This window comes from Planococcus sp. RAB007_Raresut (assembly GCF_057369535.1).
In genome coordinates this window covers 16,504-38,800 of record NZ_JBXYIF010000002.1, presented here as the reverse complement: position 1 = coordinate 38,800, position 22,297 = coordinate 16,504, and the positions used below count along the sequence as shown (strand labels likewise).

Below are 22,297 nucleotides of genomic sequence, written 5' to 3'. Positions count from 1 at the left end.
AAAAACTCCTTATTGAGAACCTTCTTCTTCCGGCTTGTTGAATTCAATGACTCCATCCTTGATGGCATTCACAAAGTAATCCGTCGTTGAACCGTCTTCAAGTTCCACGGTCACCCGCCATGTCGGCAGGAACATCCGTGTATCATCGGATACGGCTACATATACAGAGTAGCCAAGAGTCACTGATGTGATTTCGGAATTCTGCTGCAGCATCCCTTTTCCATACAGTGTTTCAATCGCTCTTTTTGGAGGAATGACATCTTTGCTCTGGGCATTTTCAACAAGGTCCGTAAAGATGGTTTGTTCGTAGCGCACTGCTTCTCCTTCATCATTCCAGAGAAGCGTCACTTTTCCGCTATCACTATGATACAACGTTTTCCCTTTGATTTCCTGATAAAAGATCGCCTTGTTTTCTTCTTCTATGACATCCCATAATACATATTCTTCGCCTTTATAGATGTTCGCGGCAAGAAAAGCTTCAAGGCTCTCCTTGTTTTGCTCGTCTCCGATGCGAATGGGTTCATTGAATGCGACATTCAACAAGTAATTTTCTTCTACCGCTGCCCGGGTGTCTTCAACCGGCACATCATCTTTGGTGAACACTTTCCGGGTGCCGCTGATATACGATTCCTCACCTGGCTCTGTTTCCAAATCGTCAGGGTACGTAATTTGATCGCCAGCCAGCCGGTCGTCCACCGCTGATTCTGTCAGGACTGAAAAGTTTTCGGCTTCTGTGTAACTTTCCAAATACAGGGTGTACAAAAAGATATTCAAAATGGAAAAGACGATGATAAAAATCGACTTTGTTCTACTCCAGTCCAAATGGTCCTCCCCCTAACACTTCATTCGTTAACTTCAGCCATGTGTCGTTTATTTTGAAATACCAGTTCGGTTCGACCATCATCAGACGATCGGAATCGTTCGAGTTTCGGGTCAGTTCATAGCCTGGCATAATTTCTTTTACTTGCGCTCTTTCTTCCTCATTCAAACGCGACAAGGCAGCGAGAACCGCTGTACCGGATGCTTGCTCTTTTGTTACCGTTCTGCCGGTGGGTTCCAATATATAGATTGGCCGGTCGTAGCGGAAAACCTGCTCTTCGCCGTCAGCCGTCCCCCATTGCAACTCAATGACAGGCGATACGGTTGAACCGAATACCGGAAGATTGTTGATGAACAATCGATAGTCAATCAACTGGTTGATCGGCTCCATGCCGAAATAATAATAGTCGTTGGTCCAACCGCCATGGTCGTTTATGAACTTTGTCGTGTTGAAAACAAGTTCCGATGGAATTGCAGGATCGGTTGTTTCCGCCTTGGATTGAACAAATTCCAACCCTTTCGTGGTTTCATTTCTTTCCAGGAACGCCCCAGTATTATCTGTAAAGCTTCCGTTAGGAAGATTGTTAGCCGGTCCGTCGAAGAGCCGGCTCGCATATGTGTCCAACGCCGTTTCTTCATATAGATAAACATAACTCGAAGTATCAACAGGCTCTTCCGGTATATAGATCGGCAGCGTGCCTATCGAGTTATCGGTTATATAAAGAGGATATTGTTCAGAAGGAGCGATAATGCTCTGTTCAAAGCTCGAAAAATCACCCAATTGAACCGACCCTTCATAGATGCGTCCAGAATCCGAATTCACGAAATAAATTTCAAGGGCTCCGTTCGATGAGCTTTCCCAGTTTACGACCATCCGGTTGAAGGTCGCTTCCGGCACATTGGTATCAGTGATATTCATCATCGCATCGAACACCGGAAATGGCACAGCACCCGGATAATAGAGAACCGCGCGTGCCGGATCATGCATAATATCTGTCATTTCATTTACTGTCGCTTCATCCGACAGCAAGGTCAAATCACCGATTTCCCATTGGTTCATTGATTTTAACAATAAATCTATCTCATCCTTATTCACTGTTCCGTTGACGCTTTCTTCCCCGTGGTAAAGTATTTTCACCGGTCTGACTACCTGCTCGATTTTTTTCGTTTCCACAATCGCCGATTCGAGTGAAGGTGCCGGGTCATCGATCGGAGCCAGGGTTTTCGGCGTGAAATTCCAGATTGTAAACGTCAAAGCAAGACTGAGAAACACAAGCAGGAACAGGACGATCGACTTTATTTGTTCGATATATTTCATTCCCACTCACCTCCGTCATCTGTTTCAAATGGAAGCGTGAAGAATATCGTTGTCCCTTTGCCATAATCGCTTTCCGCCCAAATGGTGCCGCCGTGGACATTGATAACTTCCTTGGAAATCGCCAGCCCCAGTCCGGTGCCGCCCATTTCCCTTGAACGCGCCCGGTCGACACGATAGAAACGATCGAATATCTTATCCAGATTTTCTTTCGGGATACCCATCCCCTGATCGCTGATTTTCGTTTGCAGCAGGCCATCCACTTCTTTTACCTGGAATGAAACCTTGCCGCCGTCAGGTGAATACTTCAACGCATTGGAAATGATATTATCGAAAACCTGCGTCATCTTATCGGTATCGATTTCCACAAAATAAGGCGTTTTTGGCATATCACGCTCAAAAATGACATTCTGGGATTTCGACATTTCAAAACGGTCGATGATGCGGTTGAAGAACACTTTGAAATCGACCATTTCCTTATTGAGTTCGGTTTCGCCTGAATCCATTTTCGACAGTTTCAGCAAGTCATTTACCAAGCGGATCATTCGCTCTGTCTCCGTTTGTGTCACATTAAGGAAACGCGGAGCCAGCTCATTGTCCTGCCAAGCACCTTCAGCAAGCGCTTCAAGATAACTGCGCATCGTTGTCAGCGGTGTACGCAGTTCATGCGATACATTCGCAACGAATTCGCGGCGTTCCATATCGATTTTTTCCTGTTCTGTATTATCATGCAATACTGCAATCAACCCGTTAACAAAGCCGGTCTCCTTCTGGATTACCGAGAAATTTGTCCGCAGCAAAGCACTCTGTTCATAAGTGCCAAAATCGAGTGTGATGGCATCTTTCATATGGATCAGATCTTCAAATGTATATTCACTTTCAAGCCCAAGAACTGTTGTAATCGGACGGTTCATCACCGTTTCACGTGAAACATTCAATAGGCGCAGCGCCGGATCGTTGATCAGGATGATTCTTCCCCTGCGGTCCGTCGATAGGACGCCATCCGTCATATTCGCCAGAATGGAAGCCAGTTTTCGGCGTTCACTTTCTGTTGATTGCTGGGATTCCTGCAACCGGTTCGTCAAATGGTTGAATGCTTTCGCCAATTGCCCAATTTCATCGTCGCCGTAAACACGGACCTTGCGGGAGAAATTACCTTTTGCCATGGCCTGAGCGTGTTTCCGCATATCTGAAATCGGTTTGGAAATGGTTTGGGCAACCAGAATACCCAGAATTGCCGTTATCACCAAGGACAATGCCGTCCCTCCGGCCAAAATCGAATTGATTTCGTCCATTTGGTCATAGACATTTTCCACTTTCGCTTCTATATAGAGGGTTCCGAGCAGCTCGCCTCCAACCGTCATGATCGGCTGCGTGGCGACCCATACCCGTCGTTCGGTCTCTTTGTTTATTTTAATCTGCTGTTTGGCTTCACCACTGAGGATTGTTTCCCTTACCAATCCATCCGCAGAACGCTGGCCGATCAACGGCTGTTTTTCGATGGCCGAAGAGCCGATGATGCGGTACTGGGAATTGACCACGCGGATTTCAGAAATATCATCGGATCTAAAGCCGTTCAATACTGAACGCAGGCTTTGTTCCACGGTCAAGTCGTCATCCGTCCGGTTCCGGATTATCTCTTCCCGCACACTGAATTCGATGATTTCAACCCGGTCGTTAAGGGACTCTTCAAAACTGTTGATCAACGATTCTTCCAATTGCTGTACAAAATAAAGGCCGATAATCTGCATCGCCAAAAGGATCAGCAAGATATAAATCAGCACAATTTTCACATGAATTGATTTAAAAAAGGTTACTTTCTGCATTCAGTCTACTCCTGTTCAGGATTTCGCAAATAATACCCTACTCCGCGGCGTGTAACAATCCATGCCGGATGGCTCGGGTTATCTTCAATTTTTTCACGCAGGCGGCGGATCGTTACGTCCACTGTGCGGACATCCCCGAAATAATCATAGCCCCATACGGTCTGCAGCAAATGTTCACGCGTCATGACCTGGCCGATGTGCTTGCCGAGGTAATGCAGCAGCTCAAACTCACGGTGGGTCAATTCGATCGTTTCTTCACGTTTAAGAACCAGGTAGGCATCCGGCTGGATTGTTAAAGCACCTACTTGGATATCGTTCGAATTCGGTCCCGCTTCTTCAGAAGGGACAATATTTTGGCGGCGAAGATTGGCTTTCACGCGCGCCACTAATTCTCTCGTGGAGAAAGGTTTCGTCACATAATCATCCGCGCCCAATTCCAAACCGAGCACTTTGTCGATTTCCGAGTCTTTCGCTGTCAGCATGATAATCGGGAAATCATATTTTTTGCGAACTTCGCGGCATACTTCCATGCCGTCGCGGTTCGGAAGCATGATATCCAAAAGCATCAAATCGGGCTTAACTTCTTCCGCCAATTTGATCGCTTCATCTCCGTCGTAGGCACAAACGACATTGAATCCTTCTTTCTTTAAATTAAACTGCAGAATGTCTGCAATCGGCTTTTCATCATCCACTACCAAAATCGTCTTATTCATCAATGATCTCCCCTTTTTTGAATAGAAATTCCCATCCTGATCGTAAACTTTTCTACCTTAACTTTATCACTGTTCAGGCGGTTTAGCATCTCTCATTCATCGTGTGATATTTCCCGGGAAATATTTCATCGTTTTTTGGCGGAATAGCCTCTTTATTCTATTTTCGAATTTACCTTTTCAAGCAGTAATATGAATGCCAGCGAAACGGAAATCACATTTCCCGCTCGCTGGCATTCAAATCATATTATTGTTTTATATAATCCAATGGGTTCTGAGTTGCTCCATTTTTCGAAATCTCAAAATGCAGGTGGATTCCTGTTGAGCGTCCGGTAGTTCCCATCACACCGATTTTCGTTCCCTGCGGCACTTTAGCCCCGACTTTGACGTCGATCGTTTTAAGGTGCGCATAAATCGTTTCGTAGCCGTTGCCATGATCAATGATGACGCGATTGCCGAAAGTGCCGTCTGCACCTGCCGCTTTCACAACGCCGTGATCCGCAGCCAGAATATCAAAGCCGTCCGGCTGGGCAATATCGATGCCTTTATGCTCTCTGCCCCAGCGCGGCCCTTTTTTGCTTGAGATATATCCGCCCTGTGCCGGCCATACAAATTTACCGGTTCCGACTGACGGCAATTTCTTCACGCCATTCAAAACCACTTTCTCAACCGGCTCAGCCGTCACTTCTTGCTCTATTGCTTCACGTCCCGACTGCTCACCGCCAGTCTCCGTGATCGAATAGACGACTTCCTTTTCGCCTTCTTTGCCTTTTTGCTCAACTTTCGACTTGCCGATGAACAATTCTTCGTCTTCTTTCTCGACTGTCTCAAATTTGAGCCCTTCTTTTACTTTCTCCTGCTTCTCAACAGTTACTGTAATATCTTTTTCTTCCAATAAAAGCGCTGCCGCTTCTTCCGGTGTACTGATGTCTGCCGGTGCAGCCTGGTCAGACATGCCTGAAAGATTATCTTCTATATCGATTAACGTAATGCGGGTTTCCCCCGCTTTCAATTCAGGTAAAGCTACCGAAGTGCGCTTGTTGGCTTCCCATTCATCCAATTCTTCCGGACTTGCGTAAGCCAGCAGCACTTGACGAAGCGCTTCATCGTAAGCTGAACGGTCTTTCAGCTGGGCAATGACTTTCCCATCCAATGTCAAAGCGAAAGTGGATGCTTTTACATCCAGCTCTTCGTCCAACGCTGCAAGGACCTCTTCCTCATTTTTAACTGCCGGTTCGAAAACCTGTTCAGCAATCATATTGAAGCTTTCGTCAGGTTCCAGATTCAATTCCTGGAATTCCTGCTCTGTTTCAGCAATTTTCGCATCCACCAATTCTTCCACTTTCTCTTCTTCACTTACGGCGCCGACGTAATTGCCGTCGTTATATATATGATAAACAGTTTTAAAACCATCATGGCCAATATTTTCTGCTGCTGCCGGATTCGTATTCAAGCCCATCACCAGAAAAACCGAAGCCGCTATTTTAATAAGGTTTGAGCCGCTAATGCTGAAGCTCTTGTCATTTAAGTTTCCCATATAGTACTCATAATCCCCCTTCATTAACTCTCTCTAAAAATCTTCTGTTCAATTAAACCTTCATCACTTTATCACAAACTTATATCAAAATAGCATAAAACTGCTCAATGTAAATAAAACGTATTGTTTAACCCATTAAATTACAGTTACTGGTTATTTTTAGGTTTATGTCTTTAGAAAATGGCTATAATTTCTTCTTCTGATTAATAAAAAAGCCTATTTAAGGTAAAAATCCGTCATATATGTCATAAATCTGTAGCATTCAGAATATTAACATGTGGATGTTTTATTAACATAACGAAATTTAAGGACAAAATATGTACGACTTTAATAATCATTCTACAAAAAGAAGCCGGACGCGTTGTCCGGCTTCTTTTAGGCTAGCGATAGAACTTCTACTTCTTTGATCATTGCGCTTTCGGCGGGTAGCTGCCTCTCGCTTCATTTCAGCTATTTACAAGTTTGATCTATCCACCTTCTCAATTGCCATAAACTGAAACTTGTCTTTTTTATAGAAAGCACTCTAAGATATGAAGCAAAACAGCGAAGACTCCCAAGGGAGTAGAACCTGAGTTGGCCATCCAACTCAGGTTCGAGCGAAGTGCTGAGATCCACTCGGGCGAAGGGGACCGAGCACGAGTTAGCTCAGTGCAAGCCCCTAGGAAAGCGAAGCTGTTTTGCGGAATATCGTTTTTAAAATCTTTCTATTTCTCTAAATCAAAAAGAAGCCGGACGCAATGTCCGGCTTCTTGCTATATATGAATCATTTCAGTGTGTCTAGTCTCCGGCGACCCAGCTCTTCGGGTCATAAGCCAGCCCAGCTGCGCGGCGGAACGCCGCTTCGCTGGTCCGTCTTATGCCTTTCAGAGCTAAGCGGGTGCCGTCGCTTTTCTTTGTCTAGACTCCAACGGCCAACTCCTCGAGTCGTAAGTCTCTCTGGCTAGGCGGCAAACAATGCCATTAGTGTGAGCTTTTTATGACCGCTGCTCCTGCATCGCTACGCTGCTTCGTCGCAAAGAGTCGGCCGAACTACCTTCGCCCAACTCTTAGCTGAACGGCCGTTTCCGCTTTTCTATGCTATCTCCACACACTAGTAACAATATTCGTTTGATTGCGGTCAGGTCCCACAGAGAAGATGGAAATTTGGACGCCTGTCAATTGCGCGATGCGCTCCAAATAATGGCGCGCATTTTCCGGCAATTCGCCAAGCGATTTGCAGTTCGTTACATCTTCCGTCCAGCCTGGAAGTTCCTCGTAAACCGGCTCACAATCAGCCAGCATGCGAAGGTTCGCTGGATATTCCGTGATCAATTCACCTTTATAACGGTATGCTGTACAGATTTTCACTGTTTCAAGACCCGTCAAAACGTCGATCGAGTTGACCGTCAAATCCGTCAATCCGCTGACACGGCGCGCATGGCGTACGACAACACTGTCGAACCAGCCGATGCGGCGCGGACGGCCTGTCGTTGTGCCGTATTCCTTGCCGACTTCGCGGATCTGCTGGCCCACTTCATCGAATAGTTCCGTCGGGAATGGCCCGTCGCCAACGCGTGAAGTATAGGCTTTGCAGACACCGATGACATGGGAAATCGTCGTTGGTCCAACACCCGCTCCGATTGTCACACCGCCGGCAACCGGGTTGGATGACGTAACGAATGGGTATGTTCCTTGGTCGATATCAAGCATGACACCTTGTGCACCTTCAAATAGGACACGGCGGCCTTCGTCGAATGCGTCATTCAATACTTTCGACGTATCCGTTACGTATTTGGCGATTTCCTGGCCGTATTGATAATATTCTTCCATAATTTCCTCGACAGTAAATCCTTCTGTTTCGTAGAATTTCTCGAACAGACGATTTTTCTCTTTCAAGTTCATGCGAAGTTTTTCTTCAAATACGACATGATCCAATAGGTCGGCCATACGGATTCCGACACGCGCAGCTTTGTCCATATAAGCCGGCCCGATGCCTTTTCCTGTTGTACCGATTTTATTGGCGCCGCGGCGCGCTTCTTCGACTTCATCCTGTTTGATGTGGTAAGGCAGGAGCACGTGCGCGCGGTTAGAAATGCGCAGGTTTTCAGTGGTCACTCCACGGTCATGAAGGCCCTTCAACTCTTTTACCAATGCTTTCGGGTCCACGACCATGCCATTGCCGATTACTGAAATCTTGTCTTTATAAAAAATCCCCGATGGAATCAAATGCAGTTTATATGTTTCTCCGCCAAAAATGATTGTGTGCCCAGCGTTATTTCCGCCCTGATAGCGTGCAATCACTTCTGCGTGCTCGGATAGAAAATCCGTGATTTTCCCTTTTCCTTCGTCTCCCCATTGCGTTCCTACTACTACGACTGATGTCATTGTCCGCACCTCCGTCAGGCTTGCGCCCTTGTTTCAAACAGAGTTAATTGTACCAATGAAAACCGCTTTAGTCAATCAAAAACCAAAGAAAACACGAACGTAAATGTGTTTCCACATTTAAACGTTCGTGTTTAGAAGTCTCCGCCGGATTCGTGCTGACTCCAGTCGATGGTGACGAATTTATTGTATTCCTTCACAAATGCCAGCTTCACCGTACCGGTCGGACCGTTACGCTGTTTGGCGATGATGATTTCAATCATGTTCTGGTCTTCTGTTTCTTTATCGTAATAATCCTCACGGTACAGGAACGATACAATATCGGCATCCTGCTCAATACTTCCCGATTCACGAAGATCCGACATCATCGGGCGTTTGTCCTGGCGCTGCTCCACTCCACGGGACAGCTGGGACAATGCGATGACCGGAACTTCAAGTTCACGGGCAAGGCCTTTCAAAGAACGGGAAATATCCGATACTTCCTGCTGGCGGTTTTCACCGGATTTACCCGGTCCCTGGATCAACTGAAGATAATCGATCATGATCATGCCAAGGCCGTATTCCTGTTTCAGGCGGCGGCATTTCGCACGGATATCATTGACCCGGATACCTGGCGTATCATCGATGAAAATTCCGGCATTCGACAAACTGCCCATCGCCATCGTCAGCTTGCGCCAGTCTTCATTCTGCAAGGCACCGGTACGCAGCACCTGCGCATCGATATTGCCTTCCGCACAGAGCATACGCATGACGAGCTGCTCCGCCCCCATCTCCAGCGAGAAGATGGCGACGTTCTCGTCCGTTTTGGTCGCGACGTTCTGCGCCACATTAAGTGCAAAAGCCGTCTTACCGACAGAAGGCCGTGCAGCCACGATAATCAGGTCGTTCCGCTGAAACCCTGCCGTTACCTTATCAAGGTCCCGGAAGCCTGTAGGGATCCCTGTGACGTCTCCTTTGCGCGTATGCAGCAATTCAATATTGTCATACGTTTTAACCAATACATCCTTGATGTGAATAAAATCTCCAGCGTTCTTGCGGCTGGATACTTCCATCATTTTCTTTTCCGCTTCAGCAAGCAATGCCTCTACTTCGTCCTCGCGTGTAAAGCCGTCTTCCACAATGGAAGTGGCCACACGGATCAGACGGCGCAGCAATGCTTTTTCTTCCACGATATGAGCGTAATGGCCGACGTTCGCCGCGGTCGGAACCGCGTTGGCGATTTCTGTCAGATACGACAGCCCACCGACATCTTCCAATTCCTTTTTGGCGGAAAGCTCTTCAGTGACCGTAACTACATCAATCGCTTTTCCGCGATCCGATAAATTGATCATTGTCTGGAAGATTTTCTGGTGCGCAATGCGGTAGAAATCTTCCGGCATGACAATTTCCGCGACCGAAATCAGGGATTGCGGTTCCAAGAATATGGCGCCAAGAACCGATTGCTCGGCTTCCTGGTTATGCGGGGGGACACGATCCATAATATCGTTCATCGGTCCATCCCCTTACGCTTCTTCTGTTACGTGAACTTTGAGCGTCGCTGTTACGTCATGATGCAATTTTACCGGCACATTCGTGTATCCTAGCGCACGGATGGCGTCATCCAATTCCATTTTGCGTTTATCGATTTTGATGCCATGAGTTTTTTCAAGTTCCTTGGCAATCTGTTTCGTTGTAATCGAACCGAATAGACGACCGCCTTCACCAGATTTTGTTTGCAGTTCAATTGTCAGGCTTTCAAGCTCTTCTTTCAGTTTCTGTGCTTCTGCCAGTTCATGCGCTGATTCTTTTTCCTCTTTTTTCTTCTGTCCCGCCAATTGGCTGATGGCTGCCTGATCGGCTTCTTTCGCCAGGTTGTTCTTCAATAGGTAGTTATGCGCGTAGCCATCCGCCACGTTTTTGATGTCGCCTTTTTTGCCTTTGCCTTTTACATCTTTCAAGAATATAACTTTCATTCGGTTTGCTCCCCCTCATATGTTTCTGAAATGGTTTCTTTTAATAATGCGATCGCTTCTTCGATTGTCGCTTCCGGCATTTGTGTCGCCGCGTTCGTCAAGTGGCCTCCACCGCCGAGATTTTCCATGATCACCTGGACATTCACTTCTCCAAGCGACCGGGCGGAGATGCCGATGCCGCCTTCACTGCGTTCCGCTATAACAAACGATGCGTTGACATCTTTCATCGTCAGCAGAATATCAGCGGTCTGCGCGATCAATACCGGGCTGTAGATGCGGTCCGGCTGGCCATGGGCAATCACGATGCCGCCCCCGACAAATTCCACGGTTTCCACGATTCTCGCGCGCTCAAGATACGTATCCATATCTTCTTTCAATAAACGCTGCACAAGCACCGTATCCGCGCCATTGGCACGAAGATAGGACGCCGCCTCGAACGTACGTGCGCCTGTGCGCAATGTGAAACTTTTCGTATCCACGATAATTCCGGCAAGCATGGCTGTCGCTTCAAGCATCGACAGCTTTTCATGCTTCGGTTGATATTCGATCAATTCCGTCACCAATTCGGCTGTGGAAGATGCATAAGGTTCCATATAAACAAGCATTGTGTTGGTAATGAATTCTTCGCCCCTGCGGTGGTGGTCGATCAAAACGACACGTTCCATCCGCTGAAGCAGCCGCTCTTCAATAACCATTGACGGTTTATGGGTATCCACTACGACAAGCAGTGAATTATCCGTCATATCGGCAAGCGCCTCTTCCGGCGTGATAAACTGCTCGAAAAGATCGGCGTCCTTTTCAATTTCCTCCATCAGCCGGCTGACACTGCGGTCGTATTCATCAAAATCGAGCACGATGCTCGCTTTGACTTTATTCATCGCCGCCATTTTGGCGACTCCGACAGCCGCGCCGATGGAATCCATATCCGGCATCTTGTGGCCCATGATAAAGACCTGGTCGCTGTCCTGGATCAAATCACGCAATGCGTGGGAAATGACCCGGGCGCGAACCCGCGTACGCTTCTCGACCGGATTGGTTTTCCCGCCGTAAAACTTCACTTTTCCGCTCGGATGTTTGATCGCCACCTGGTCGCCTCCGCGTCCAAGCACCAGATCAAGTCCCGATTGCGCCATACTGCCAAGTTCGACAAGCGAGGCAGAACCCGCGCCCACACCAATACTTAATGTAAGAGCCAGATTGTCCTTGGCCGTCACTTCCCGGATATCATCCAGGATGGCAAATTTCGAAACTTCGAGTTGTTTCAGAATAGATTCGTTGAATACTGCCATGAAACGGTCGGATGAAATCCGTTTGACGAAGATGCCATGAGTCGCTCCCCAGTCATTGACCAGCGAAGTGACCAGGCTGTTCAGATTGCTGCGTGTCTGGTCATCCATGCCCTGTGCCAATTCGTCGTAATTATCGATGAAAAGGATGCCGATGACCGTGCGGTCCGCGTAATACAGCGATTCGATTTCCACCTGCTCTGTGATGTCGAACAAATAGAACAAACGGTCATCCGATTTGTAATAGACGCGGTATTTGCGGTCGCCGAGTGTGACCGTCAAATCCCGGATTTCTTCCGATTTCACCAATGTGTGGAAATCATCCGACAGGCTGTAGATCGATTCACCGATCAACGTGTCGTATTCCAGAACTGAGCTGATATAGGGATTCGCCCATTCAATCTTGAATTCTTCATCTGCCAGTAAAATACCGATCGGCATCTCAAGCAAAGCCTCTTCCCCGACTTTTTTCATCCGGTAAGAAAGAGTTTCTATATGTTTTTCGGTTGCTTCGTATGTCCTTTTTTCAATCAACCACGTAAATGCAAAAGCGGCAGCGAAAAGAAAAAAGAATATGCCCGCAATCAGTTCCGATACAAATGCGATCAGAATTGAAGCGGCCAGCCCCAGTATCAGCAATGCCAATAACGGGTACCTCAACTTCCTTTTCCTAAAAAAAGCCGACATTCATTTCAGCTCCTTATTTTCCTTTAAAATCATGTGCCTTTTTGACCCAGCCCCGGATATCGAATCCAAGGTCCACGATTCCAACGATTATTGTAAATGCCTGCAGCGGGAACGCAAAAACAGTGACGACCACTTTAACCCAAGTCGGCCAGCCTTCCTGCTGGACATAGAAATGGTAGAAAGCGATCCCTTGCAGGAATAAAAGCATCTGTAAAAGAACCATAGCGTTTGCAAAAGCCAAAAAGACAATAGTCCCCGGTTCAAAATCTGATAGCAGCGAAATAAGTAGTACGATTAAATAATACCATAATACAGATTTCGGCAATTTCATATCAGCAAATGGCGGGAATTTTGGAACCGCTGTGCCAAGCCGTTTCAAAATCGGCAGATTGATCAAGAGGTGAATCCAGACAATCACGAAAACCGATAGAATAATCAGAGCGGGTAATGTCGTCTCAAAGGTTGTCAGCATGGTGCCAACGGTTTCATTGTATTCTTCGATTTGCTCTTCCGTGCCGCCCAGGCGTTCCATCCAGTTGCTGCCAGTCTTCAAAGTGGCTTTGGATGCGGTGATGTACTCTTCAATGACATTAATGCCAAACAGCCAGATCATGGCCACATACTGAATCATCACGGAAATCAGCCAGACAATGGAAGAACCCATGAACATAAACAATTTGCTCTTCCCGTAATGGATCGACAAGCCAATCATCAAACCGAAAGGAATGTACAGAAGCGCCACTGGCACCGCGAAAATTCCGCCGATGATCAGACTCAGTAAGAATGTTGCCAATGAAAACAGCGCCGACGGTTTCCATGGATATTTTGCGCTGTACCAGGCTACCGGCAAAGCGAGGAAAAACAATGTGGCTACACTAATAACAGGAACGTATACCGTTATGGCCATTAATACCGTAAAAACGGCTGCCATCAACGCACCGTTCGTAATTTGCCTTGTTCGTTGATTTTGCATGAAGCTGTATTTCCCCTTCTTTCGGGTTTATTTCATCCTTATAATTGTAACACGATTGAAAGTGGGGAACAAAAAACGGAGATGGCGGCTCAATGAACGTTTTCGCCGTGAAAATCGCATCTTTTTTCTCTACAACAGCTTGCCGGTTTTCCATATATCGCTTTGCCGACCGCGATTTCCATTTTATCCGCGGCTAGGCACCATTTATCCGCGGCAAAACCCCATTTATCCGCGCAGCCCTTTTAATCTTCCAGGCAAAATAAAAAAAGACCGGTTTCCCGGTCTTTTTGAAATCGTTATTATCTTTCTTCCGCAACAAACGGTAGAAGTGCCATGATACGTGAGCGTTTGATAGCGATTGTCAACTTACGTTGCCATTTAGCGCTAGTGCCTGTAACACGACGTGGCAAGATTTTTCCTCTTTCAGAAATGAATTTCTTCAATAGGTCAGTATCTTTATAGTCGATGTGCGTGATGTTGTTTGACGTAAAATAACAAACCTTTTTACGCTTTTTGCCTCCGCGACGTGGTGCCATATCGAATTACCTCCTTTTTGTTAAGATTTTAAGCCCTCTGGCCAGTCGTTCTTAGAACGGCAAATCGTCATCCGATACTTCGATCGGGCCGCTGCCGCTTGAGAATGGATCCTGGTCTACACGGGTATGGTTATTATTGTTATTGCTTTGCTGACTTGTCGGTTGGTTCTGCTGATAGGATGAAGGCTGTTGCCCTTGTGAACGGTCTGAACCGGCTCCGGCATTCCGCGGTTCAAGGAATTGAACGCTGTCCGCCACCACTTCAGTCGTATATACACGTTTTCCATCCTGTCCCTCGTAGCTGCCTGTCTGGATGCGGCCTTCAACACCTGCCAAACTTCCTTTTTTAAGGAAATTCGCTGTGTTTTCAGCTTGTTTGCGCCAAACAGTACAGTTGATAAAATCCGCTTCCTTTTCACCTTGCGCATTGGAGAAAGTACGGTTTACAGCCAGTGTAAAACGTGCCACCGCCGCACCGCTTGGTGTGTAGCGAAGATCTGGATCTTTTGTAAGCCTTCCGACTAATACAACTCGGTTAATCATCAGAATTCAACCTCCTTTAAGTCAAAGTTATTTACAGTTCCATATGCTGCTTACGCGTCTTTGCGTACAGCGATATGGCGAATAATGTCTTCGTTAATGTTCGCAAGACGTGTAAATTCGTTGATAGCTTCAGATCCAGCGTTAGCTTTTACGATCTGGTAGAAACCTTCACGCAAATCGTTGATCTCGTAAGCTAAACGACGTTTACCCCACTCTTTCGACTCGATGATTTCAGCACCGTTAGAAGTAAGGACTTCGTTAAAACGCTCAACTAGCGCTTTTTTCGCTTCCTCTTCAATTGAAGGCTGAATAATGTACATTAGTTCATACTCTCTCATCGTGTTGTCACCTCCTTATGGACTTGGGCCCTGCTGATTCCAGCGGGCAAGGAGCAAGCAATTAAAAATATTACTCACATCACTGTATTGTATCACAAATCGATCTTCCCCGCAAGCACCTTTTCTATCTGAAAATCGGCTATACTTTTCTTAGAAGCTGTCTTTTATTCGCATTAAACTTTTGCAACCGACTTTCACATCTAAAGGGAGTGAATCGATGAAACCGTCCTCCGTAATTAACTTGAAACTTGAAGAAGTCGCGACGAAAATGCTTTGGATCAATATTTTGCTGCTGGCCGCATTCGCTGCTGCCTATCATTTATTAATCGAACCATTGGCATTCGGATTTTCGCTCTGGGGCATTGTCTATTTCATAATCGGCTATATTGTGCTGATCATTTTGCATGAATTATTCCACTTGATCGGATTCGTCATTTTCGGAAGAGTGCCGCTGTCATCCCTGACCTACGGTTTGGAACTTTCGAAAGGCTATGCTTACGCCACAACCAGCTCACCGCTGCAAAATAAAAAAATGCGCCAGGTGCTGCTGCTTCCCTTCTGGACAACAGCCGTGATTCCCACCATCATCGGTTTCTGGATTCAGGACCAGGTTCTGGTGCTGCTCGGAGCAATGCTCGCTGCCGGTGCTGCCGGAGATTTTTTCATGTACCGTGAATTGCGCAAAGAAAAAGACGAAGCCTGGATCCTTGATGATCCGTCCGAGCCCCGTCTTTATATATATGATGAATATCCAAATCCCGACGAATAGCTGCGTCTTAGACGTGCTGGTTCTTTGGGATTTTTGTTTTTCTATTGCCGTTTTTCTAGTGTCCAGACTCCGGCGACCCAGCTCCTCGGGTCATAAGCCAGCCCAGTGTCTAGTCTCCAGTGCCTAGCTCTTCGGGATATAAGTCGCCCCAGTTACGTGGCAAAGGACGCCACTACACTGGTTCGCCTTATACCTGTCAGAGCTGAACAGGCACTTCCGCTTTTCGAGACTATGCGGCAAAGAACGCCGCTCCGCTGCTCCACCTTATGCCTTTCAGAGCTTAACGGGCACTGTCGCTTTTCTTACACGTAAGCAATATCCCAATTACCACTCGAAATCTTCGTTTTCAAGAGGCTCTTATCTTTTGCCAGATAAACTGTCGCTTCCATCACTTCGCCGTTTACTTTAACTGGAATAAGCGATTTTTCGTAAAGATCGGTTGCTTCGTCCCCTGTGCAATCCTCCAGAAAATCGAGTGCCGGCCACAGCACTTCCGGAATTTCGTAAACTTCGCCGTGGATTTGATCTGTTCCTTCCAAACTCATCGCCGGATAGCCAAGACCTGTATCGTAAAGTGATCCTGCAGCAACGGCCTGCTCAGCTTTCAATGATGCTTCTTCCAGATAGAAATGGTATTTTCCACCTGTTTTTAACGTTCCGTATACAAATAACAACATGTTTTTTCCCTCCCAAATTAAAAACCGGATGCAAATAGGCATCCGGTTTGGTTTATTATTCCTGACTCGGTATGTCGCCTAGTTATTCTTGAATTGTATCCATGGCAACATCCAGCGTCCTACACATTAAATCTGAACAACATAACGTCGCCGTCTTTGACAAGATACTCCTTGCCTTCCTGGCGAACCTTCCCTGCTTCTTTTGCGGCAGCCATTGAACCGGCTTCCACTAGATCTTCATACGCCACTGTTTCTGCACGAATAAAACCGCGCTCGAAATCGGAGTGGATAATACCGGCACATTGCGGTGCTTTCATCCCTTTTTTGAATGTCCAGGCACGAACTTCCTGCACGCCGGCAGTAAAGTATGTAGCCAGTCCAAGCAAACTGTACGATGCTTTGACCAGTTGATCCAAGCCCGATTCTTTAATGCCCAGTTCTTCAAGGAACATTTCTTTTTCCTCGTCTTCAAGCTCGGCCATCTCTTCCTCGATTTTCGCACAGACAACGATGACATCCGAGTTATCTTCCGCTGCATACTCACGCACTTTTTGTACATAAGGATTGCTGTCAGCTTCGGCAATTTCATCTTCAGACACGTTGGCAACATAAAGCATAGGCTTTAACGTCAATAAATTCAAGTTTTTTGCAATGCGCATTTCATCTTCCGTGAAATCGATTGAACGGGCAAGCTTTCCAGCTTCGAATGCTTCACGCAATTTGAAAAGAACCGGCTCTTCAGCAACAGCCTCTTTGTCTTTTTGCTTCACAAGTTTCGCTGCGCGCGCAATTCTCTTTTCAATGCTTTCCATATCAGCCAGGATCAATTCAAGGTTGATGACTTCAATATCAGAAACCGGATCTACATTTCCCGATACGTGCGTAATATTGTCATCTGCAAAACAGCGTACTACCTGACAGATGGCATCCACTTCGCGGATATGGGAAAGGAATTTATTTCCAAGACCTTCTCCTTTGCTGGCTCCTTTAACGATGCCGGCAATATCCGTAAATTCAAATGCAGTAGGTATGGTTTTCTTCGGTACGACTAATTCAGTCAGTTTGTCCAAGCGCTCATCCGGCACTTCTACAATTCCGACGTTTGGATCTATTGTACAGAACGGGTAGTTTGCTGCTTCCGCGCCTGCTTTTGTTATGGCGTTAAATAATGTGGATTTCCCTACGTTTGGTAATCCTACAATCCCTGCAGTTAATGCCAAAGGATTCACGACCTTTCTTCTTTGAAAAACGATTTATTTTTATACAGCCATTCTATTATAGGAACAGAATACTGAAATGTCCATTAATCATTCCGCTTCTGTTTCTGCTTTCACAACGACTTTTTTCATTTTTTTATTGAATTCCACTCGTGGAATCATGACACTGTGCTGGCATCCTTCACATTTGATGCGGATATCGGCGCCCATCCGGATAATTTTCCATGCATTTGCGCCGCAAGGATGCCCTTTCTTCATTTCGACGACATCATTCAAACCGAATTCCTTCATTTCCATCGCCCATTCTCCTTCCAAATCAAGTGACACTAAAATCCGCTCTATTCAATCTTCACTTCTTGGCAATAGCCGCCGAATTCGAAGCTTCCGGCGAACGCTGCATCATCACCATGCGAGGATACGGAATTTCCACACCGCGCTTATCCAGGAATTCCTTTAAATCGCGGCGCATGCTTCTGGCAATTGCAAAATGCTGCATCGGCAGCGTTTCCGCTGTGATCCGCATAACCACTTCAGTCGTCGTCAAATTCTGCACACCGAGCAGTTCAGCCGGTTTGATGATCTGTTCGTAGCGGTCCTGCAAAGTTTCAAGAAATTCTACAATTAGATTCTCCACTTTCGCAATATCCGATTCGTACGAAATATTAACATCAACTACAGCAATCGAATTATGGATGGAGAAGTTGACGACATCCGTGATATTACCGTTCGGGAAAATAAACAACTCCCCTGTCCACGCCTTCACTTTGGTTGTACGCAAGCCGATTTCTTCTACTGTTCCTTCGGCTAGTCCGATCCGCACATAATCCCCGACCGAGAACTGGTCTTCAAAAATGATGAAGAATCCGGTGATAATATCCCGCACCAGGTTCTGTGCACCGAAACCGATGGCGAGACCCAATACACCGGCACCGGCGATCAATCCGGTGATGTCTATTGTAAATGCCGACAAGACCGCTATAATAGCGACAAAATATACAACATAAGCTACGATATTTTCAAGTAATTTCGATAATGTCTGCTGGCGCCGTTCGTTGTACTTCAACGGACCGCGGATCCTCACAGAGAAGGTCTTTCTAATAACGGCTCTCGCTACAATAACGACAATGTATGCGGCCAATAAGATGAAAATCACTTTCAGGAATACAACCCCGATATCAATCCACATTTTTTCATCGGTCAGCATATCAACGGCTGCCTGATAAAGGCTTTCTATAGTCAATCCTGCATCGTTAGCTAAACCTAAACTCATTTCGTTCACTTCCTTAAGGCATTAAATTGAATTGATAAATCACCGTGACTGCCAATGCAACGACTAAAATACCCGGCAATAAATTCGCCACTCTTATTTTCGTAATGCCCATCAAGTTCAAACCGATCGCAACAATCATCACACCACCGGTAGCTGACATTTCAGCGATAAACAGATCCAGCGCCGCTTCCGGAATGATTAAACTAATCTGCGTCGCAAAAAGCGCAATCAATCCCTGGTAGACGAAAACCGGAGCTGCGGATAACAAGACCCCGATGCCCAGCGTCGACGCTAAAATAATCGATGTAAATCCATCAATGATCCCCTTGGAAATCAAGACTCCATGTTCATTGCTCAGTCCGCTTTCCAAAGCTCCGATAACGCCCATCGCTCCGATGACAAATATCAAAGTAGCGGTAACAAACCCCTGCGCGATGCTCCCTTTACTTTCTTTCGCGCCAAGCTTCACTTCAATCCAGTGGCCAAACCGGTTCAGTTTCTGATCAAGATCAGCCCACTCACCGATGACTGTACCCAATACAAGACTGATAATGACAATCACAAAATTCTGGCTTTCGAATCCCATTTGCAAACCCAGCACAACGACAGCAAGGCCGATGGCATACATTACCGTCTCTTTCATCTTTTCAGGAATGTTGCGAAGAGCTCTGCCGATAAGGGTTCCCGCAATTATTAATGCCGCATTTATCAATGTTCCCAAGAGAACCATTTATCCAGCTCCTTCCCCACACTCTATTGCTCCAGCACATAAACAGAACCTATTCCCCATTGATGGAGAATAGGCACAGGCTCGTTAATTCAAAAGTTCCAAAATACGTTCCAGATCTTCTTCAGAGAAAAACTCAATTTCGATTTTCCCTTTGTTCTTGTTCTTCTTGATCTGCACATTCGTTCCGAACCGGTCACGAAGCTCAGATTGTTTTTCTTCTATAAAGATATCTTTTTTCTTTTCGATTGTTTCACGTGGAACATCCTCATTCATCCGCTGGACGAGGTTCTCAAGCTGACGGACATTCAGGTTGTCTTTGACTACCTTTTCCGCTACTTCAGGAATGCTCTTTTTTGCACGCAATCCGAGCAGCGTCCGGCCATGTCCCATCGACAATTTCTTATCTGAAATCAATTGGCGGACTTCTTTCGGCAAAGCCAGTAAACGCACATGGTTCGCAATATGCGGCCGGCTCTTCCCTAAACGGAATGCGAGCTGTTCCTGGGTCAGATTTAATGCCTCCATTAATTTCTGATAGGCTTCCGCTTCTTCAATCGGTGTTAAATCTTCCCGCTGAAGGTTTTCTAATATAGCAAGTTCCATCATCTGCTGGTCGGTTAACTCTTTGACGATTGCTGGAATTTCATCCAGTTTTGAAAGTTTCGCGGCTCGGAAACGACGTTCCCCAACCACCAATTCGAATTTTTTTCCTGCTTTCCTTACTACAACCGGTTGCAGGATGCCGTGCTCTTTGATCGATTCCGCCAATTCATTCAAGGCAGCGTCATCGAAAATTTTACGCGGCTGATAAGGGTTCGCTTTTATATCAGAAACACTGATCTGACTGACTGTTTCATTTTTCGTTAAGTTCTCGCCTGGAAACAAGGCGTTGATGCCTTTGCCTAATCCTTTAGCCATTACGAATCACTTCCCTCGCCAATTCTAAATACATTTCCGCTCCTCTGGATTTTGCATCGTAGATGATAATCGGTTCACCATGGCTTGGGGCTTCGCTCAAGCGCACATTCCGGGGAATGATCGTCCGGTAAACTTTGTCCTGAAAATATTTCTTCACTTCTTCGATGACCTGGATCCCCAGATTTGTACGGGCATCAAGCATAGTCAATAACACACCGTCAATCTGCAAGTCGTGGTTCAAATGCTTTTGGACCAGACGGATTGTGCTCAATAATTGGCTTAGTCCTTCAAGTGCGTAATATTCACATTGCACTGGGATGATAATGGCATCGGAAGCTGTCAGGGAATTGATTGTCAATAAACCCAGTGAAGGCGGACAGTCGATGATGATGTAATCGTACATTTCTTTGACTTCTTCAAGCGCGTTTTTCAACCGGACTTCTCTCGACATGGTGGAAACCAATTCGATTTCGGCGCCTGCCAGGGAAATAGTGGCCGGCACGACATGAAGATTTTCAACTTTTGTTTCCATGATTGTATCTTTAATGTCGACGTCATCGATCATGACTTCATAGATGCACTGGTCGACATCTCCTTTATTGACGCCTACTCCGCTGGTTGCGTTCCCTTGCGGATCAATATCTATTAAAAGAACTTTCTGGCCTAAATATGCAAGGCAGGCACTCAAGTTCACTGAAGATGTTGTTTTACCTACGCCGCCTTTCTGATTGGCGATCGCAATTGTTCTACCCACACCTGCACCAACTTTCTTTATGCTCTTCTCATTTTTACGGGAAACAGAGCTTGCGCATTTGTTTCCTCCCCCGTCCCCCTATTGTATCAAAATATTTCTACAGTAGGATTACAAAGCTATTAAAAAAAGCCTTTCCCTCGCAGGAAAGAGCTTTTATGATTTTTTCTTCGGTATTTTCACGGTTATTTGGTAATAATCGTCATGCTCTTCCTCTTCAGAAGAAACATCAATACCGCTTTTTGTCACCATCGTCAGCGATTGCTTGATTGTATTCATGGCAATCCGCACATCCCGGCTGAACGCTTTGCGTTTCGGTTTCGCTTTTTTCGGTTCAGTCGACAGATGGTTTTTCACTTTTAATTCCAGTTGTTTAACGTTCAGGTTCTGCTCAACTGTCTCATTAAAGAATTTCAGCTGGACAGCAGGATCTTTCAATTGCAGCAGCACTCTCGCATGGCGTTCCGTGATTACCCGGTCCAATAAAGCCTGTTGGAGTTCTTCAGGCAATTTCAGCAATCTTAATTTATTCGACACGGTAGATTGCCCTTTGCCCAACCGCTGGGCTAAAGCTTCCTGTGTAATATCATGGATTTCCAAGAGATTTTGGTACGCATTGGCTTCCTCAATAGCGGTAAGCTCTTCGCGTTGAAGATTCTCTATTAAAGCAATGGACGCTGTTTCTTTGTCGCTCAATTGACGGACGATGGCCGGAACTTCTTCCCAGCCCAAAGATTTCATTGCCCGGTAACGCCGTTCCCCTGCAATGATTTCATAATTATCATCTTCATCCACACGGACAACAATCGGTTGAATGACCCCGTGCATATGAATGGTCCGAGCCAATTCTTCGATCTTTTCTTCATCAAAGATCGTTCTTGGCTGGAACTTATTCGCAATTACTTTATCAATCGGCAGTTTAACAACTTCTTCAGAAGCTTCACTTACCGGTTTTTCAACAACTTCTGTCTCTTCTTTATCTCCGCCCCCGAAGAAACGTGAAAAAGGACTTTTCATCCTCAAGCACCACCTTTTTAAAGCTCACTTGTACACAATTCGCTGTTTCTGATCCAATACCTGCT

22 protein-coding genes are annotated in these 22,297 nt (G+C 46.1%); 1 reads left to right on the top strand and 21 read right to left on the bottom strand.

The window, feature by feature from the left end:
• Window positions 1-9: 9 nt before the first annotated feature.
• The 13 genes from AC2Q9J_RS04045 to rpsF form a co-directional block, all read right to left on the bottom strand.
• Complete coding sequence (locus AC2Q9J_RS04045) at window positions 10-822, bottom strand: two-component system regulatory protein YycI (protein WP_499037402.1); 813 nt, start codon at window positions 820-822, stop codon at window positions 10-12.
• Window positions 809-2,137 (bottom strand): YycH family regulatory protein, encoded by a 1,329-nt coding sequence (locus AC2Q9J_RS04040; RefSeq protein WP_499037400.1) that lies wholly within the window; start codon window positions 2,135-2,137, stop codon window positions 809-811. Before AC2Q9J_RS04040 ends, AC2Q9J_RS04045 begins: the two co-directional genes overlap by 14 nt.
• Window positions 2,134-3,960 carry a cell wall metabolism sensor histidine kinase WalK gene (gene walK, locus AC2Q9J_RS04035; protein ID WP_499037398.1) on the bottom strand — a complete coding sequence of 609 codons (1,827 nt, stop codon included), beginning with the start codon at window positions 3,958-3,960 and terminating at the stop codon, window positions 2,134-2,136. Before walK ends, AC2Q9J_RS04040 begins: the two co-directional genes overlap by 4 nt.
• Before the next feature lie 5 nt (window positions 3,961-3,965).
• Window positions 3,966-4,673 (bottom strand): response regulator YycF, encoded by a 708-nt coding sequence (gene yycF, locus AC2Q9J_RS04030; RefSeq protein ID WP_499037397.1) that lies wholly within the window; start codon window positions 4,671-4,673, stop codon window positions 3,966-3,968.
• A gap of 244 nt (window positions 4,674-4,917) precedes the next feature.
• Window positions 4,918-6,207, bottom strand: coding sequence for a peptidoglycan DD-metalloendopeptidase family protein (locus AC2Q9J_RS04025; RefSeq protein WP_499037396.1), 1,290 nt, complete (start codon window positions 6,205-6,207; stop codon window positions 4,918-4,920).
• 1,077 nt (window positions 6,208-7,284) lie between these two features.
• Window positions 7,285-8,571, bottom strand: a complete 1,287-nt coding sequence (locus AC2Q9J_RS04020) for an adenylosuccinate synthase (RefSeq protein WP_121635719.1) — start codon at window positions 8,569-8,571, stop codon at window positions 7,285-7,287.
• 131 nt (window positions 8,572-8,702) lie between these two features.
• Window positions 8,703-10,058 (bottom strand): replicative DNA helicase, encoded by a 1,356-nt coding sequence (gene dnaB, locus AC2Q9J_RS04015; protein ID WP_101800997.1) that lies wholly within the window; start codon window positions 10,056-10,058, stop codon window positions 8,703-8,705.
• A gap of 12 nt (window positions 10,059-10,070) precedes the next feature.
• Window positions 10,071-10,520, bottom strand: a complete 450-nt coding sequence (gene rplI / locus AC2Q9J_RS04010; RefSeq protein WP_084243446.1) for a 50S ribosomal protein L9 — start codon at window positions 10,518-10,520, stop codon at window positions 10,071-10,073.
• Complete coding sequence (locus AC2Q9J_RS04005; RefSeq protein ID WP_499037392.1) at window positions 10,517-12,493, bottom strand: DHH family phosphoesterase; 1,977 nt, start codon at window positions 12,491-12,493, stop codon at window positions 10,517-10,519. Before AC2Q9J_RS04005 ends, rplI begins: the two co-directional genes overlap by 4 nt.
• 13 nt (window positions 12,494-12,506) lie before the next feature.
• On the bottom strand, window positions 12,507-13,466 hold the full coding sequence (locus tag AC2Q9J_RS04000) for a YybS family protein (protein ID WP_499037390.1): 960 nt from the start codon (window positions 13,464-13,466) through the stop codon (window positions 12,507-12,509).
• 299 nt (window positions 13,467-13,765) lie between these two features.
• Window positions 13,766-14,002, bottom strand: a complete 237-nt coding sequence (gene rpsR / locus AC2Q9J_RS03995) for a 30S ribosomal protein S18 (protein ID WP_006830564.1) — start codon at window positions 14,000-14,002, stop codon at window positions 13,766-13,768.
• 51 nt (window positions 14,003-14,053) lie between these two features.
• On the bottom strand, window positions 14,054-14,545 hold the full coding sequence (gene ssb / locus AC2Q9J_RS03990; RefSeq protein ID WP_499037387.1) for a single-stranded DNA-binding protein: 492 nt from the start codon (window positions 14,543-14,545) through the stop codon (window positions 14,054-14,056).
• A gap of 50 nt (window positions 14,546-14,595) precedes the next feature.
• Window positions 14,596-14,883, bottom strand: a complete 288-nt coding sequence (gene rpsF, locus AC2Q9J_RS03985; RefSeq protein WP_084243440.1) for a 30S ribosomal protein S6 — start codon at window positions 14,881-14,883, stop codon at window positions 14,596-14,598.
• 217 nt (window positions 14,884-15,100) lie between these two features.
• Between rpsF and AC2Q9J_RS03980 the strand changes: the two genes are divergently transcribed.
• The gene (locus AC2Q9J_RS03980) at window positions 15,101-15,652 is read left to right on the top strand and encodes a DUF3267 domain-containing protein (protein ID WP_499037384.1); all 552 of its coding nucleotides are present in this window, start codon (window positions 15,101-15,103) and stop codon (window positions 15,650-15,652) included.
• A gap of 302 nt (window positions 15,653-15,954) precedes the next feature.
• On the opposite strand, the gene AC2Q9J_RS03975 is transcribed toward AC2Q9J_RS03980, so the two are convergent.
• The 8 genes from AC2Q9J_RS03975 to noc all read right to left on the bottom strand — a co-directional run bounded on the left by AC2Q9J_RS03975 (window position 15,955) and on the right by noc (window position 22,232).
• On the bottom strand, window positions 15,955-16,329 hold the full coding sequence (locus AC2Q9J_RS03975) for a gamma-glutamylcyclotransferase family protein (protein WP_499037381.1): 375 nt from the start codon (window positions 16,327-16,329) through the stop codon (window positions 15,955-15,957).
• A 119-nt stretch (window positions 16,330-16,448) separates the two neighbouring features.
• Window positions 16,449-17,549, bottom strand: coding sequence for a redox-regulated ATPase YchF (gene ychF / locus AC2Q9J_RS03970; protein WP_499038254.1), 1,101 nt, complete (start codon window positions 17,547-17,549; stop codon window positions 16,449-16,451).
• An 87-nt stretch (window positions 17,550-17,636) separates the two neighbouring features.
• Window positions 17,637-17,843 (bottom strand): DUF951 domain-containing protein, encoded by a 207-nt coding sequence (locus AC2Q9J_RS03965; RefSeq protein WP_499037379.1) that lies wholly within the window; start codon window positions 17,841-17,843, stop codon window positions 17,637-17,639.
• Window positions 17,844-17,895: 52 nt separating this feature from the next.
• Window positions 17,896-18,816, bottom strand: coding sequence for a mechanosensitive ion channel family protein (locus AC2Q9J_RS03960; protein WP_499037377.1), 921 nt, complete (start codon window positions 18,814-18,816; stop codon window positions 17,896-17,898).
• 13 nt (window positions 18,817-18,829) lie between these two features.
• Window positions 18,830-19,546, bottom strand: a complete 717-nt coding sequence (locus AC2Q9J_RS03955) for a DUF554 domain-containing protein (RefSeq protein ID WP_499037375.1) — start codon at window positions 19,544-19,546, stop codon at window positions 18,830-18,832.
• An 84-nt stretch (window positions 19,547-19,630) separates the two neighbouring features.
• A complete protein-coding gene (locus AC2Q9J_RS03950) occupies window positions 19,631-20,464 on the bottom strand; it encodes a ParB/RepB/Spo0J family partition protein (protein WP_499037372.1) in 834 nt (277 codons plus the stop codon).
• A complete protein-coding gene (locus AC2Q9J_RS03945; RefSeq protein ID WP_499037370.1) occupies window positions 20,457-21,218 on the bottom strand; it encodes a ParA family protein in 762 nt (253 codons plus the stop codon). The genes AC2Q9J_RS03950 and AC2Q9J_RS03945 overlap by 8 nt, the downstream gene beginning before the upstream one ends.
• 153 nt (window positions 21,219-21,371) lie before the next feature.
• Entirely contained in the window at window positions 21,372-22,232 is an 861-nt protein-coding gene (gene noc / locus AC2Q9J_RS03940; protein WP_499037368.1) for a nucleoid occlusion protein, read from the bottom strand.
• Between the last annotated feature and the right edge of the window lie 65 nt (window positions 22,233-22,297).

Coding starts and splice junctions, on each gene's coding strand:
- AC2Q9J_RS04040 (WP_499037400.1), bottom strand. CDS start 2,137: ATGAAATATATCGAACAAATAAAGTCGATCGTCCTGTTCCTGCTTGTG.
- walK (WP_499037398.1), bottom strand. CDS start 3,960: ATGCAGAAAGTAACCTTTTTTAAATCAATTCATGTGAAAATTGTGCTG.
- yycF (WP_499037397.1), bottom strand. CDS start 4,673: ATGAATAAGACGATTTTGGTAGTGGATGATGAAAAGCCGATTGCAGAC.
- AC2Q9J_RS04025 (WP_499037396.1), bottom strand. CDS start 6,207: ATGGGAAACTTAAATGACAAGAGCTTCAGCATTAGCGGCTCAAACCTT.
- AC2Q9J_RS04020 (WP_121635719.1), bottom strand. CDS start 8,571: ATGACATCAGTCGTAGTAGTAGGAACGCAATGGGGAGACGAAGGAAAA.
- dnaB (WP_101800997.1), bottom strand. CDS start 10,058: ATGAACGATATTATGGATCGTGTCCCCCCGCATAACCAGGAAGCCGAG.
- rplI (WP_084243446.1), bottom strand. CDS start 10,520: ATGAAAGTTATATTCTTGAAAGATGTAAAAGGCAAAGGCAAAAAAGGC.
- AC2Q9J_RS04005 (WP_499037392.1), bottom strand. CDS start 12,493: ATGTCGGCTTTTTTTAGGAAAAGGAAGTTGAGGTACCCGTTATTGGCA.
- AC2Q9J_RS04000 (WP_499037390.1), bottom strand. CDS start 13,466: ATGCAAAATCAACGAACAAGGCAAATTACGAACGGTGCGTTGATGGCA.
- rpsR (WP_006830564.1), bottom strand. CDS start 14,002: ATGGCACCACGTCGCGGAGGCAAAAAGCGTAAAAAGGTTTGTTATTTT.
- ssb (WP_499037387.1), bottom strand. CDS start 14,545: ATGATTAACCGAGTTGTATTAGTCGGAAGGCTTACAAAAGATCCAGAT.
- rpsF (WP_084243440.1), bottom strand. CDS start 14,883: ATGAGAGAGTATGAACTAATGTACATTATTCAGCCTTCAATTGAAGAG.
- AC2Q9J_RS03980 (WP_499037384.1), top strand. CDS start 15,101: ATGAAACCGTCCTCCGTAATTAACTTGAAACTTGAAGAAGTCGCGACG.
- AC2Q9J_RS03975 (WP_499037381.1), bottom strand. CDS start 16,329: ATGTTGTTATTTGTATACGGAACGTTAAAAACAGGTGGAAAATACCAT.
- AC2Q9J_RS03965 (WP_499037379.1), bottom strand. CDS start 17,843: ATGGAAATGAAGGAATTCGGTTTGAATGATGTCGTCGAAATGAAGAAA.
- AC2Q9J_RS03960 (WP_499037377.1), bottom strand. CDS start 18,816: ATGAGTTTAGGTTTAGCTAACGATGCAGGATTGACTATAGAAAGCCTT.
- AC2Q9J_RS03955 (WP_499037375.1), bottom strand. CDS start 19,546: ATGGTTCTCTTGGGAACATTGATAAATGCGGCATTAATAATTGCGGGA.
- AC2Q9J_RS03950 (WP_499037372.1), bottom strand. CDS start 20,464: ATGGCTAAAGGATTAGGCAAAGGCATCAACGCCTTGTTTCCAGGCGAG.
- noc (WP_499037368.1), bottom strand. CDS start 22,232: ATGAAAAGTCCTTTTTCACGTTTCTTCGGGGGCGGAGATAAAGAAGAG.